Raw genomic sequence first — 14636 nt, 5'->3', positions numbered from 1 at the left:
ACTTGATAACACGATACTTTTTCAATTCATTCACAGTGAGTAATATCCTTTTCATAAGTATTAGTTTAACATTTGGGACATTTTATGTTTCGACCTACTTAGGACATTATCACTTTCGAATGATAAATTATCAAACAATTCAAAAATTTCGCTTGACAAGTCTACAAAAATGCGGTAAACTAGACTAAAATAAGAAAGGTTTCACATTGAACGAATGAAAATATCAAAAACAAACTTGCGATTGTTGGTGAAGGACACGCACTAAGATAACTTATCTTAGCGTAGTGTCCTGTTTGGCGTTCATTCATCAAGTGGGACAAATGTAGGACGTCTTGCTTAATAAGTGAGGCGCTTTTCTTTTATGCTTAATTTAATTAAAAACGACTTAACATTCTGGCTAAATTTGGCCAAAATGCTCGAATAGTTGTTGATTAGTTAAGTAGTACTTAAATTTTAGGAGAAAATAGAATGCGAAAAATCGAATTTTTAGACACCAGTCTGCGTGACGGTGAACAGACACCAGGGGTCAACTTTTCTATTAAGGAAAAAGTTGCTATTGCTAAACAACTGGAAAAATGGGGTATTTCAGCGATTGAGGCGGGTTTCCCTGCTGCTAGTCCAGACTCATTTGAGGCGGTGCAAGAAATTGCCAATACTTTGACCAAAACAGCGGTAACTGGGCTTGCACGGGCAGTTAAGTCTGACATTGACACTGCCTATCAAGCGCTGAAAAATGCGAAATTGCCCCAAATTCACGTTTTTATTGCGACCAGTCCTGTGCATATGCAGTACAAGCTGAAAAAAACGCCTGATGAAGTGATTGCCTCGATTACTGAGCATGTTAGCTATGCGCGCTCGCTTGTTGAGGTTGTTGAGTTTTCGCCTGAGGATGCGACCCGCACGGAGAAAAATTTCTTGCTCAAAGCGGTGCAGACGGCAATTGATGCGGGGGCGACTTATATCAATATCCCAGACACAGTTGGTTTCACGACACCGACGGAGTATTATGAAACTTTTAAATTTTTGATTGAAAATGTCACGTCTGACCGTGAAATTATTTTCAGTCCGCATTGTCATGATGATCTTGGTATGGCGACAGCAAACACGCTTGCTGCTATCAAAGGTGGCGCGGGGCGTGTCGAGGGGACGGTCAATGGTATTGGCGAGCGCGCGGGCAATGTGGCGCTTGAGGAAGTTGCGGTAGCACTTGAGATTCGTAAGGACTATTATCAAGCGACTTCTGATATTGTGCTCAATGAAACCTTTACAACTTCTGAGCTTGTGTCACGATTTTCGGGTATTCCTGTGCCGAAAAATAAGGCAGTTGTTGGTGGCAATGCCTTTGCCCATGAGTCTGGTATTCATCAAGACGGTGTACTCAAAAATCCCGAAACTTATGAAATTATCACGCCTGAGTTGGTTGGTGTTAAGAAAAATTCACTGCCTTTGGGCAAACTTTCAGGTCGTCACGCCTTTGTCGAAAAAATTAGCGCGCTTGGCTTTGACGATGTGACAGATACCGAGATTCAAGAACTTTTCGCCAAATTTAAGGTACTGGCTGACAAGAAACATGAGATTACCGATGCGGATATTCGTGCGCTTGTGGCGGGAACGACGATTGATAATGTCGAAGGTTTCCAATTTGATAATTTGGCGATTCTTTCTAACATTGACGGCACGCAGACGGTTACGATTAGCATGAAAAATGTTGGCGCTGAAATCATTGAAACCACTGCCAATGGTAGTGGTTCGGTTGAGGCGGTTTTCAATGCCATTGACAAATTTTTCAATCAAAAGCTAAAGCTCGAAAGTTATCATATTACAGCTGTAACGGATGGCATTGATGCACAAGCAGAAGTTCATGTGACAGTTGAAAATGTTGAAACAGGGACGATTTTCAATGCTAGTGGTCTTGATTTTGATGTTTTGCGAGCAAGTGCGATTGCTTACGCCAATGCGAATACCTTGGTTCAGCGTGAAAATGCGGGTATTATCACACGGAAGATTTCTGAGAAAGCGAATCCTGAAGAATGAATTTGAATCACTTGCTTACAAATGATAAGCGCAATCAACATATGTTCACTGGCGATGACGATTCGTTGTGTTTGGAAATTTATTGTAAACTATGAGGAACGACTGAATCACCAGATGTGATGAATAGCTATTGGAATAGTTTCAAATTACAATATATGCTTGAAACAAAAACGTATATTTCAAGAAAAAATGAAGAACCAGTCCTAGAAGACGATAGTTTAAAAGAATTTAAAGAAATCTATCACACACTTGGGAATATGATAATTGTGCCAAAAGGCTTTAATACTTGGAGAGCTTTGCCAACTGGCGATTATTGGGGCATTAGTCAGCTTAACATTGAAAAATGTTTAGGAGAAGACTTAAGTAAAGTATGGCGAGAGCGATTTTTCTTAGAAGAAATAACGCCAAAACGGGAAAAAATTGAAAGGCAGTTGAAGACAGTTTATCATCACACGACAAGAAAGACGAGTTTTGATAAATTTTTAAGTGAAGATGACGATAAGGAAATAAACGATATTTTGGCGTTAAACCAAAAATTTATAGAAATTGTGATAGAATCAATTGAAATACGAACTCAAAAAATGTATCAAACATTGGAGAAAATAAAATGACAAAAAAAATTGTAACCCTAGCAGGCGATGGTATTGGTCCTGAAATTATGAGTGCGGGGCTGGAAGTTCTCGCAGCGCTTGCGCCGAAAATTGATTTTGACTATGAAATTGACCCGAAAAATTTTGGTGGTGCAGCCATTGATGCTGACGGACACCCGCTACCTGAGACGACTTTAAATGCAGCTAAAAATGCGGACGCGATTTTGCTTGCGGCGATTGGTGGCCCGCAATATAATGATGCACCAGTCCGTCCTGAGCAAGGCTTGCTTTCTTTGCGCAAAGCACTCGGACTTTTTGCGAATATCCGCCCAGTGCAGATTTTCGATGCGCTCAAACATTTGTCGCCACTCAAACCCGAAATCATTGACGGTGTAGATTTTGTTGTGGTGCGTGAACTCACAGGTGGCATTTATTTTGGCGAACATACGCTAAATGAGCGTACAGCGCGTGATGTCAATGATTACAGCTATGAAGAAATTGAGCGAATTATTAAAGTTGCCTTTGAAATTGCTGAAAAACGTGGCAAAAAAGTAACGTCAGTTGACAAGCAAAATGTCCTTGCAACTTCCAAACTTTGGCGAATAGTCGCTGAAGATGTTGCGAAATCTTATCCGCATGTTGCGCTTGAACATGCCCTTGTTGACAGCCTTGCCATGAAGATGATTACCAATCCGAGCGATTTCGACGTGATTGTCACGGAAAATCTGTTCGGCGATATTCTCTCGGACGAGTCAAGTGTCCTCCCAGGTACTCTGGGGGTCATGCCGTCTGCTTCTCATGCGGCTAATGGTCCGTCACTTTATGAACCGATTCACGGCTCAGCGCCTGATATTGCGGGGTTAGGCATTGCTAATCCAATCAGTATGATTTTATCTGTTGCCATGATGTTACGTGAAAGTTTTGGCGAGACGATTGGCGCTCAGTATATTGAAAATGCAGTCAATAAAACGTTACTTGACGGCATTTTGACTAAAGATTTGGGTGGCAAAGCTAGTCTGAAAGAAATGACAGCAGCGATTATTAGCAATTTATGATAGGCTTAATTGGACTAATGATTTGGAATATAATCGTTTTTGCGCTCTATGCTGAAAGATAAACGGCGTGCGAAACGTGGTATCTGGCGCATAAGTGAAACCATGATACTGAAAGCGTTGCGACGGCGTTGCAAACTTTCCTAGAAAATTTGCTTGAAGTGCAACTAAAGGACTTTACTCCTTTCGTCAATAGCGTTTGGTGGTTTTGGTGCAAGCAGTGCAGGCTACATTTGCCACCACAAAACTAAAAAAATATATTTTCAGATAATTTGGTGGATTAGTGTTATAATAGATAGTGTTGTAATTTTTATGATATTTGAATAAGAAAGAAGTAATTTATGGGACAAACAATTTTTGACAAGCTTTGGGATCGTCACGTCATTACAGGCGAAATTGGCGAGCCGCAACTGCTCTATGTGGATTTCCACATGATTCATGAGGTAACCAGTCCTCAGGCTTTTCAAGGTTTACGTGAAACCGGACGTAAGGTGCGCCGCCCCGATTTGACCTTTGGGACGACTGACCATAATGTACCAACTGTTGATATTTTCAACATCACTGACTTGATTTCTAAAAATCAGATTGACACGCTGGCAAATAATGTCAAGGAGTTTGGCATTGATGCGGCGACACATGGCTCTAGCCGTCAAGGGATTGTGCATATGGTTGGCCCTGAGACTGGCAATGCCCAGCCTGGTAAAGTCATCGTTTGTGGCGATTCACATACAGCGACAAATGGTGCTTTTGGTGCGATTGCTTTTGGCATTGGCACGAGCGAGGTTGAGCATGTTTTTGCCACTCAAACCTTGTGGCAAGTGAAACCTAAGCAGATGAAAGTCGAGTTCATCGGCAAACCTGCAAAAGGTGTTTACTCGAAAGATTTCATTCTTGCGCTCATTGCCAAATATGGCGTGGATGCGGGCGTTGGTTATGCGGTTGAGTTTACAGGCGAGGCAGTCGCAGCGCTTGAAATGGACGAGCGCATGACGATTTGTAATATGTCAATTGAATTTGGCTCAAAAATGGGGCTTATGAACCCTGATTATAAGACTTTTGACTATGTTCGTGGTCGCGAATTTGCGCCTAAAGATATGGCTGCGGCGATTGCTGACTGGGAAACATTGCCGTCTGATGCCGATGCCGTTTATGACAAGGTTATTACGATTGATGTGTCTCAACTTGCCCCAATGGTCACTTGGGGAACGAATCCTGAGATGGGAATTGAATTTACAGAAAATTTCCCAGAAATCAAAGATTTTAATGATGAGCGTGCTTATAACTATATGGATTTAAAACCAGGTGGTAAGCCGTCTGACATTGATCTTGGCTATGTTTTTATCGGTTCTTGTACAAATGCGCGGTTATCAGATTTAGAATTGGCGGCGAACATTGTCAAGGGGCACAAGATTTCTGATAAGCTGACAGCCATTGTCGTGCCGGGAAGTCGACCGGTCAAGCTTGCAGCAGAGGCGCTTGGTTTGGACAAGATTTTCATGGCTGCAGGTTTTGAATGGCGTGAGCCAGGGTGTTCGATGTGTCTAGGCATGAACCCTGACCATGTGGCTGAGGGGGTGCATTGTGCCTCAACTTCTAACCGAAATTTTGAAGGTCGTCAAGGCTATGGCGCACGCACGCACCTTTGTAGTCCAGCTATGGCTGCTTTAGCAGCGATTCATGGCAAATTTGTTGATGCACGGGAGGTTCTTGCCTAATGGAAAAATTTACAGTTTACAAAGGCACGACCGTGCCATTGATGAATGACAATATTGACACAGACCAAATCATCCCCAAACAGTTTTTGAAAGCAACGGATAAAACAGGTTTTGGGCAAAATATGTTCTACGAATGGCGTTATCTCAGCGATGGTGAGCAAGAAAATCCTGATTTTATTCTCAATCATCCAGAATATCGGCAAGCGACAATTTTGGTATCTGGCGACAATTTTGGTTCTGGTTCGTCTCGTGAACATGCAGCTTGGGCGATTAAAGATTATGGCTTTCGTGCTGTGATTGCGGGGTCGTTTTCTGATATTCATTATAATAATGAGCTGAAAAATGGCATTCTGCCGATTGTGCAACCGCTTGAAAATCGTGAAATTCTAGCAACATTGTCACCAGATGAAGAAATTGAAATTGACTTGCCGAATCAAGTCATTAAAACGTCAAAAGGCAATTTCACGTTTGAAATTGATGCCGAATGGAAACGCAAGCTCGTTGAGGGACTTGATGATATTGGCATTACTTTACAATATGAGGACTTGATTACGGCTTATGAAAAGAATCGTCCTGCCTATTGGCAATAGCAATCGAAAATCTCCGATTAGGGGATTTTTTGCTAAAAATAGTTGTGGCGACTCTAAAACAAAATGTTTTGTTTAGACAATTTTGGTGTATAATATAAAATATAGGTTTATAACTTAAAACATTTTTTTATTATTTAAAATTTAAACAAATATAAGGAGAAAGCATGAATAAGGCAATTTTCAAAATTATTCAAAAGAATACTGCTTCTCGACACACGATTTATCGTTCGTGGAAGTCAAGGGAGCGATTGCTTTTTGATGTTTCTCCGATGATGACAGACAAGATTGAGACAGCAAAAATGGCTCAAGAGTTTACTTCTCTGGTAAATGAGCAGAAGCTGATGATCAATTTTGTTGATGATGATAATGATGGGCAAGTCGTTGCAACGAGAATTGAGTTAGTTGACAACAAGTCAACTGATAAATTTCTTAAGACTTTTGTTAGTGAAAATCTGACGGCTTATGAGCTTGTTAGTGATAATCAAATCTTGTTTGAATTTGATAAAAAAATTGCTCAGGGGCTCACAGTTCATTTGAAACACAAACATACGATTAGCGAACTTAAAACAAAAGTAACTGTCAACTATACGGGTCTTCCAGTTGTCTTGCAGCCGTTGCCAATTGTTCAGGAGATGACTTGGCAGGTTGATAAAGATGAAGTCACGAAAGTTGAGACTTATCAACTTATTTCATCTCTAAAAGCTATGACAAGCCCAGTTGTATCAGGTTTTTCAGCTGAAAATTCAGAAGTGATAGTGCCGAATTTGGCTGATTCAAAAATGAGACCTGAGGATTTGATAATGACTGTCAATTATACGGCGAGTTTTAGGAAAATTACCGTCAGACTAACCTATAATCGTGCACAGGCCTATACGCTTGTTACTGATGGCAAGCGTGAAACTAGCGCTGGTGGGATACAATCTTTCGTAGCAACGATTACAGGTCAAACTAATGAAAAAGAGTCTCAGAAAATTCATTGGGACATTGATCGTGAGCAAATTGTAACGGCAGATAAGGTCTTGAGCTTGCCAAAAGTGCCAGGCTATACATTATCTAGCACTGAGATGCCTTTTACAACGACCGTGACTTTGGGGGAGATTTATGATTATTTTGCCCAACAACTAGCTGAACTCAGCATTAGCGTTGAAACTGATAAGGTGCTTACTTTGACCAATCCGATAGCGGAACGGAAAATGTTCATTTATGAGGCAAATGTGCAAAAAGTCAAGATTAATTATGTTGACGATGATGATTTTGGCGAAGTTGTTTTTACTCAGACGATTACAGGTAAATCTGAAGCGCCTTTTAACTGTGAACTTGATTTACCTAGTGGTTATGACTATGTTTCAGGTAAAGAAAAATTGCCAGCTAACTTTGACTACGTTGACGCAGTTGACCAATCTGTTGCGATTCATGTCAAGCATAAACATATCAAAAGAAAATTTGAAACAAGCTACATTGTGACTTATAATGGTTTGCCTGCTGATAAGCAACTTCAGGCAAAAGTTCAGACTGTGATTTGGGAGATGAATACAGATGAGATAACAGGTCAGACGATTTATCAACCTGTCACTCAGCTGGCTAATGTTTTGAGTCCGATTGTCAAAGGTTACAGTGCTGAGTCGCTCAATCTTGTAGCGGCGACTTTAACGCCGCTTGAGATGATACCAGAAGATGTGACTGTAATCGTTACTTACATTGGCAATCCGCAGAAAGTAGTTGTTAATCTGGTTGATGATGATAGTAATGGTGTCATAGTTGACAGCTATGTCTTGACTGGTCAAACAGATGAAGTGCCTGAGTATGATGACACTTTTCCTTTGGGTTATGAGGGTGTAACTGATATAAGTACTTTACCTCATTTTGATGATGATGCTGTCAATCAGATTGTGACGGTTCATCTTAAACACAAGCGGACGTATGAGACACTTGAAACCAAAGCAACGGTCAACTATATCGGGCTTGCAGCAACCAGATCCTTGTCGCCAAATAGCCAAAAACTGACTTGGACGGCTGAAACTGACTTGGTAACAGGTCTCACAACTTATAAACCTGAAACAGCGTTGACGAATGTTATAACTCCTGTTATCAAAGGCTATACAGCTGATAATGCTTGTGTGACAATGCCAAAGTTGCCTGAAATGACGACAAAACCTGATGAATTGACAACAATTGTCGCTTATACAGCAAATACACAAAAAGTGATTGTTAATGTGGTTGATGACGATAATAATGGTGAAGTTATTCATAGTTATGACATTATTGGTAAAACCGATGAAAGTTTTACCTATCATGATTGCCTGTTTTTGGGCTATTTAAATAATACAGATTTTACTACTTTGCCAACTGTTTTTGATGATGCAGATGACCTTGATCAAATTGTAACCATTCACGTCAAACATCGTCATACGCAAGGTAGACTTGAAACAAAGGCAGTTGTCAATTATACTGGGCTTTCAGATGATAAGCGCCAAGCCTCAAATGTTCAGACTATTATTTGGGATACTGATACAGACCAAGTAAGTGGTGTAACGATTTATAGCCCAACTTCGGTTTTACATGAGGTCAACACGCCTTTTGTTGCTGATTATACGGCTAATATTGAAATGGTTGCAGCAGTTAGTTTGGTTGAAACGACTGTTAAGCCAAAAGATACTGAGACAACGGTAAATTATAGCCTGAGCAGTTATGAGATTCATTTTTATGATGAGACGACCGATGAAATGCTTGATGTGATTGACTTGGTAGCAACTGAGCTTGAGGTAACTTTGGCAGATTATCAAGCTAAGGGTTATGTGATAAAAACGAATGAATTTGCTGACCATTTGTCTAATGTTAATAACGTTGGATATTCTATTTATTTAGCCCATGATACGAAACGTCTGACTGAGACAAAAGTGGCACATTTTCCGGTTTATATTTTAGGAAAAGGTGGGACAGAGCCGAAAAAAATTGTTTTGACGACGACGCTTGCGCGTGAGTACTCACTTGATTTAGTGACTGGAAATGAAATCTCCGCCACTGATTTGGCAGCATATGACACAGCAAGTGCTGTGCATTATTACTCAGACAATCCGCAAGTTGTGATTGATTCGACAACTGGTATCATTAGTTTTGACGTAGCTGTTGACGGGGACTTGACGAGCATAACTTTTGACGGCGAGTTACCAACTTTTGATAATATTGAAACAAATGTAATGATTGAATATCTACCAGCTAAAGTGACAGCGAGACTGATTTATTATCGTTATCAACTTTATGTTGATTCACATGAGCCTTATCAGCCGTATGCGACAGATATTCAAACATTTACAGTGGTGATAAAAGGTTATCGTGATGTCAATGATGCGATGGAAATCAATTGGGAAATTAATCGAAGTCAAGAGTTGACGGCAGATAAAACCTATCCTTTGCCAAGTCGTGATGGCTATACATTAAGTAAACTTGATAAGTCACGCTTTAATCGGCCGTCTGATGAGATGCCTTTTGACGAGACGATTGATTTGGGAACAGTGTTTGATGCGCTTTTTGAGCAATTAGTGACGTTGCCACTTGATACTAAACATATTAATGTTGTGACAGGTTTTGATGATTATGAGGCAGATAAATCTCGTATTTTCTATTATGAGGCTAGTCCGCAAGAAGTATTCTTTAATTTTGTGGACGATGAAACAGGTTCGATTGTCAAGATTGATGTGAAAGTAGGTGTGTCTGACGGCGATGCTTATGATTATAATTTGACAGCGCCAGCAGGTTACAGTTTTGTTTACGACGGCTATGAGATTGACGCTGAAACTGGCGAAAAATCAAGAACTGATATGCCAGTTGGTTATAATACACAAGATTTAAGTGAATCTGTTGCTACTTTTAGTGCTAAGGCTAATGTGTCTCAAACAACGGTAATTCACCTGAAACATCAACATAGTCAAGGGACGTTTGAAACTCATTTCACGATTAATTATCATTATGGTGGTAATGATAAGCTTGAACCGACTGTTCAAGTGATAACTTTTGAAACTGATATAGATGATGTGACTGGTGTGGTTACTTATATGCCGACAATGCCAACGGTTGAAGTCAATAGTCCCGTTTTTGGCGGCTACACTGCTGATCAAAAAACTGTTTTGCTGACGCTTTCTGAAACGATGACAATGCCTGAAAATCAGGAAGTTGATGTTTATTATACAGCCAATGAACAAAAATATATTATCAATTATGTTGATGATGATTGTCAAGGTAATTTGCTAAAAACAGAGACCATAGTCGGCAAATCTGATGAAATTTATCCGTTTGAAGTTGAGGCAATTCCCAATTATGATTTTGTTGGTCATGATGATAAAGAACCATTGGTCTTTGACCATGATGATTGGGTTAATCAAGTCAGGACACTCCATCTTGTTCATGTGCATACACAAGGCATGGTTGGGAGTCTTGTAACAATCAACTATACTGGGCTGCCAATTGATAAGAAACTGGTAGCAACGACTCAGACAATTTCTTGGGAGACTGATAGAGATGAGGTAACAGGCAAGACGACTTATCAACCAGTGAAAGTCTCTGAAGATATTTTAAGTCCCATTGTCAAAGGTTACACGGCTGAAAAAGCAAGGATAAGTTTTGATGATTTGCCTGAATTGACAAGCGAGCCAGAAGATTTGGTTGTGACTGTAAATTACACGGGTAAGCTAAAAAAAGTGATTGTCAACACGCTTGATGCTGATAATAAAAACCAAGTGATTGATACCTATACCATAACTGGAAGAACTGATGAGCTGTTTGTTTATCCAAAAAACGATTTATCGGGTTATGATTATACGACCGATTTCAAGCAATTGCCCTATCGTTTTGCTGATGATGAGTCGGTTGAGCAAATTGTTTCTGTTTATGTTAGGCATCATCACACGCAAGGCAGTTTTGAAACCAATGCCATCATAAAATATGTCGGCTTACCTGAATATTATCTGGAAGCTGGTCCAAATATTCAGCGAGTTATGTGGCAAACTGATACGGATGAAGTGACTAATATCACAGTTTATACACCTGTTAATCAGACAAAAGCTGTTGTAAGTCCCAAAGTTGACGGCTACATTGTTGATCAAGCAACGGTTTCGGCGATTACTTTTAGTGAAACACGAAGTCAACCTAAAGATACCGTGGTACTTGTGACCTATACTGTCAAGGTCGAAGAGGCTTATGAGTTTGAAGTCACACTTGTGTACACACGCAATCAGTATTATCTTTCTGAACAGTCTAATGATACTGTTGACACTGAGTCAGCTGAATATAAAAAATGGCAGAAAGGTCTAGCACCAAAAGCAACTCAGAACTTCCAAGTAACGCTCTACGGCAAACGTGAGTCAGCTGATTCTGAGTTGATTATGTGGTCAGTTGACCGTGATCAAGTTTTGATTGCTGACAAGCCGTTGTTAATTCCTGAAATCAAGGGTTATACCTTGAAAGATGATGCGAAAACGGCATTTTCTAACACGATAACAGTAGGCGAGGTGTACGATTATTACCAGAAACAAGTTGTTGCTCTTAGTCAGGACACACCATTTGCTCAAGAAAAATCGCGGACAATTTGTGAAATTGACGATATTTGGCTGACTGATGCTCAGTATTTGGAAGATGAGAGAAATCGTGTCTTTGTTTATAATGCCAGTCCTGAGATTGCTGTTCAGGTTGAAGAAATTACAGCGACGATTACCTACAAGCGTTATCAAGTTTATAAAGATTCTCGTCTGTCTTTGCAAGCACAGTATGGACTTACAAAAGATGAAAATTTCAGAGTTGATGAGCAGATTTTTATCGCTAGGATAACAGGAACACTTGATAATTTTGACTCGACTGAAATTAACTGGCATGTTAATCGCGACCTGCTAATCAAGGCGAATCAGCCTTTTCCAGTAGCACCAGTTATTAATGGTTATGCTTTGATGACAAATGAAGAACAAACTACTTGGGACGAAAGTATTGATTTGGGGACGATTTTTGATGCGATTTTAGGCATGAAAACGACCATTTCAAAAGACGGTAGGCATATTGATTTTGAAGATTATGGCTATGAAGGTGTGCAAAATGATAACACGAAATACTTCTTTTATGCGCCACGTGATCAAAAATATGACATCAGTTATCTTGATGAAACTGGTACGATTGTCAAAACTCAGACTGAGATTGGGAAGTCAAATACATCTCAAACGATTTTGCTTGATCTGCCAGAGGGCTATGAACGTGTTGTTGACAAACAAGCTGATAACAAACAAGCTGATAACGGGGATATAGTGCTTAACCTTTGGTTTGATGAAGATGATTATACAGATCAAACAAGAACTGTTCAGGTTAAAAAAAAAGTGGTTGACCTACCAAAAGTAACGATTTTGGATGTGACTGTTCCGAAAAAGAAAGCCGAAGTTGACAAAAGCGAACAACTTTTGAAAGTCACTTTTATTGATAAGACGATGGGGCAGACACTTGAGGTGCTGTCATTAACACAGGAACAGCTTGCTATTGAGTTGGCGGCTTATGAGACTAGATATTTTGTTCACAAATCAAGCGATGAGAAAACGCCGCATTTGGCTGATACTGATGAGACAATCCAGCTCGTTCATCGAACAAAACGTGTGGTTGAGGAAAAAGAGGCTGAGTTTGTGGTTCATCTAGCTTTTGCAGGTCGTCAGCCTGATGAAAAAATTGTTTTAAAGGCGCAACTGATATGTAACTATTCGATTGATTTGGTAACGGGGCAAGAAGTGCAGACGACTGACATGGCTAACTATGATGATGCCGAACTTAGGACATTTAGCTCAACTAATGCGCAAGTTGTGATTGACAAAGCAACGGGGCTTATCTGTTTTGATTTAGTGATTAATGGTAAAAATGCGACAATTACAGTGCCAGATGACGCTGCAAGTTTTGATAGCCCGACAGCCAAAGTAACAGTTGAAGTTCCTGAGGATGAAAAACAAATGGCGCAAGACACTGAGAAAGAAAATACGGCTATTGAAAAATCAGCTTAGAGACTTCTGAGTTAGATTGAAAAACAAAGTCAGGAAACGTTGATTTTCTGGTTTTGTTTTTTGTTGCTAAAAATATGTTATAATAGAAAGACGACTACTAGAAAACGAGATAATGATGCAATTCACAGATTTTAATTTTAAACCATTTATTAACGACACTTTGGCAAGTATCCGTTTCAAAACAGCGACAGCAGTTCAGGAAAAATTGATTCCGATTGCGCTATCTGGGCGCGATATTGTTGGCGAATCAAAGACCGGTTCGGGTAAGACACATACTTTTTTGCTCCCGATTTTTGAGAAGATTGATACGTCAAATGATGGGGTGCAAGCCGTCATTACTGCGCCGTCACGGGAACTTGCGACACAGATTTATACTGCTGCGCTTGCCTTTACCAAGTTTGATGATAAGATTCGCATCTCAAACTTTGTGGGTGGGACGGATAAAAAACGTCAGATTGAGAAACTTGCAGGCAGTCAGCCTCATATCGTGATTGGCACACCTGGGCGGGTTCTTGATTTGATTACAGCACAGGCGCTCAAGTCTTACACAGCAAGCATTTTCGTCATTGATGAGGCTGATATGACTTTGGATATGGGCTTTTTAAATGATGTGGATAAAATCGCTGGCACTTTTGACAAAAAGGTGCAGATGCTCGTTTTTTCAGCAACCATTCCGCAAAAACTGCAACCATTTCTCAAAAAATACATGAATAATCCTGTCATGGAGAAGATTGCGACCAAGACGATTATCAGTGATACGATTGATAATTGGCTGATTTCGACCAAGGGGCGTGGCAATAATGCGGCGGTTTTGGAGGTCTTGCAAACGCTCAATCCCTACTTGGCAATGATTTTCACAAACACTAAAGACAGAGCTGATGAGTTACATCGTTTTTTGGTCAATAATGGAATCAAGACTGCGAAAATTCATGGCGGCGTGCCGCCCCGAGAACGTAAGCGAATTATGAAAGCTGTCCAAAATCTCGACTATCAATATGTGGTTGCGACTGATTTGGCAGCGCGTGGTATTGATATTGAGGGCGTGAGTCATATCATCAATGATGCGATTCCGCGCGATTTGGAGTTTTTCGTACATCGTGTCGGTAGAACTGGGCGAAATGGCATGTCGGGAACGGCAATCACACTTTATCAGCCGTCTGATGATGTGGCGATTCATGAGCTTGAAAAAACGGGCATTAAATTTATACCAAAAGTCATTAAAAATGGCGAGATAATTGATTCTTATGACCGTGACCGTCGTGAAAAACGTGAGAAGTCAAAAGAGGCGCTTGATATTACTATGATTGGCTTGGTTAAGAAGAAGAAAAAACACATTAAGCCAGCTTATAAAAAGAAGATTGGCTGGGAGATTGATAAGCGCAAGAAAGCTAAGCAACGTATTGAGGGACGGGCGCAAGGACGAGCTGAGCGAAAAGCGAAACGTCAGAGTTTTTAAGATTTTGATGAGAGAATGAGCGAAAATTGCTCGTTTTTTTCGTGAAATTTAATATTAGACTTCTCCCAAAAATAAAAAAATTTGTTATACTATAGTCATGAACTATGAATCCCTCAGCAAACTCAGCGATAGTCATTTTAAACGTCTAGTTGGCGTTAAACGTCCAACCTTTGAATCTAT

Annotated in this window: 7 protein-coding genes and 1 pseudogene; all 8 read left to right on the top strand. The window is 40.2% G+C overall.

Going from position 1 to position 14636, the window contains the following annotated elements; all coding sequences use genetic code 11:
* The first annotated feature begins 468 nt into the window (after positions 1 to 468).
* Entirely contained in the window at positions 469 to 2034 is a 1566-nt protein-coding gene (locus Hs30E_RS08800) for a 2-isopropylmalate synthase (RefSeq protein ID WP_172209588.1), read from the top strand.
* A 155-nt stretch (positions 2035 to 2189) separates the two neighbouring features.
* Complete coding sequence (locus Hs30E_RS08795; protein ID WP_172209587.1) at positions 2190 to 2645, top strand: hypothetical protein; 456 nt, start codon at positions 2190 to 2192, stop codon at positions 2643 to 2645.
* Entirely contained in the window at positions 2642 to 3679 is a 1038-nt protein-coding gene (gene leuB, locus Hs30E_RS08790) for a 3-isopropylmalate dehydrogenase (protein WP_172209586.1), read from the top strand. The genes Hs30E_RS08795 and leuB overlap by 4 nt, the downstream gene beginning before the upstream one ends.
* A gap of 180 nt (positions 3680 to 3859) precedes the next feature.
* Positions 3860 to 4003: pseudogene (locus Hs30E_RS11585) on the top strand (DUF1294 domain-containing protein); the annotation flags it as partial.
* A 14-nt stretch (positions 4004 to 4017) separates the two neighbouring features.
* Positions 4018 to 5391 (top strand): 3-isopropylmalate dehydratase large subunit, encoded by a 1374-nt coding sequence (leuC, locus tag Hs30E_RS08780; RefSeq protein ID WP_172209585.1) that lies wholly within the window; start codon positions 4018 to 4020, stop codon positions 5389 to 5391.
* Entirely contained in the window at positions 5391 to 5981 is a 591-nt protein-coding gene (leuD, locus tag Hs30E_RS08775) for a 3-isopropylmalate dehydratase small subunit (protein ID WP_172209584.1), read from the top strand. Before leuC ends, leuD begins: the two co-directional genes overlap by 1 nt.
* Positions 5982 to 6145: 164 nt before the next feature.
* Positions 6146 to 13000 (top strand): mucin-binding protein, encoded by a 6855-nt coding sequence (locus Hs30E_RS08770; protein ID WP_172209583.1) that lies wholly within the window; start codon positions 6146 to 6148, stop codon positions 12998 to 13000.
* Positions 13001 to 13115: 115 nt separating this feature from the next.
* Positions 13116 to 14456, top strand: coding sequence for a DEAD/DEAH box helicase (locus Hs30E_RS08765; protein ID WP_172209582.1), 1341 nt, complete (start codon positions 13116 to 13118; stop codon positions 14454 to 14456).
* Positions 14457 to 14636: the final 180 nt, after the last annotated feature.

Source organism: Pseudolactococcus hodotermopsidis, assembly GCF_011170085.1.
Taxonomy (GTDB): domain Bacteria; phylum Bacillota; class Bacilli; order Lactobacillales; family Streptococcaceae; genus Pseudolactococcus; species Pseudolactococcus hodotermopsidis.
Note: the sequence above shows the minus strand (reverse complement) of the source record. Positions and strands in the feature narration are given on the sequence as shown.

Coding starts and splice junctions, on each gene's coding strand:
- Hs30E_RS08765 (WP_172209582.1), top strand. CDS start 13,116: ATGCAATTCACAGATTTTAATTTTAAACCATTTATTAACGACACTTTG.
- leuC (WP_172209585.1), top strand. CDS start 4,018: ATGGGACAAACAATTTTTGACAAGCTTTGGGATCGTCACGTCATTACA.
- Hs30E_RS08770 (WP_172209583.1), top strand. CDS start 6,146: ATGAATAAGGCAATTTTCAAAATTATTCAAAAGAATACTGCTTCTCGA.
- leuB (WP_172209586.1), top strand. CDS start 2,642: ATGACAAAAAAAATTGTAACCCTAGCAGGCGATGGTATTGGTCCTGAA.
- Hs30E_RS08800 (WP_172209588.1), top strand. CDS start 469: ATGCGAAAAATCGAATTTTTAGACACCAGTCTGCGTGACGGTGAACAG.
- leuD (WP_172209584.1), top strand. CDS start 5,391: ATGGAAAAATTTACAGTTTACAAAGGCACGACCGTGCCATTGATGAAT.
- Hs30E_RS08795 (WP_172209587.1), top strand. CDS start 2,190: ATGCTTGAAACAAAAACGTATATTTCAAGAAAAAATGAAGAACCAGTC.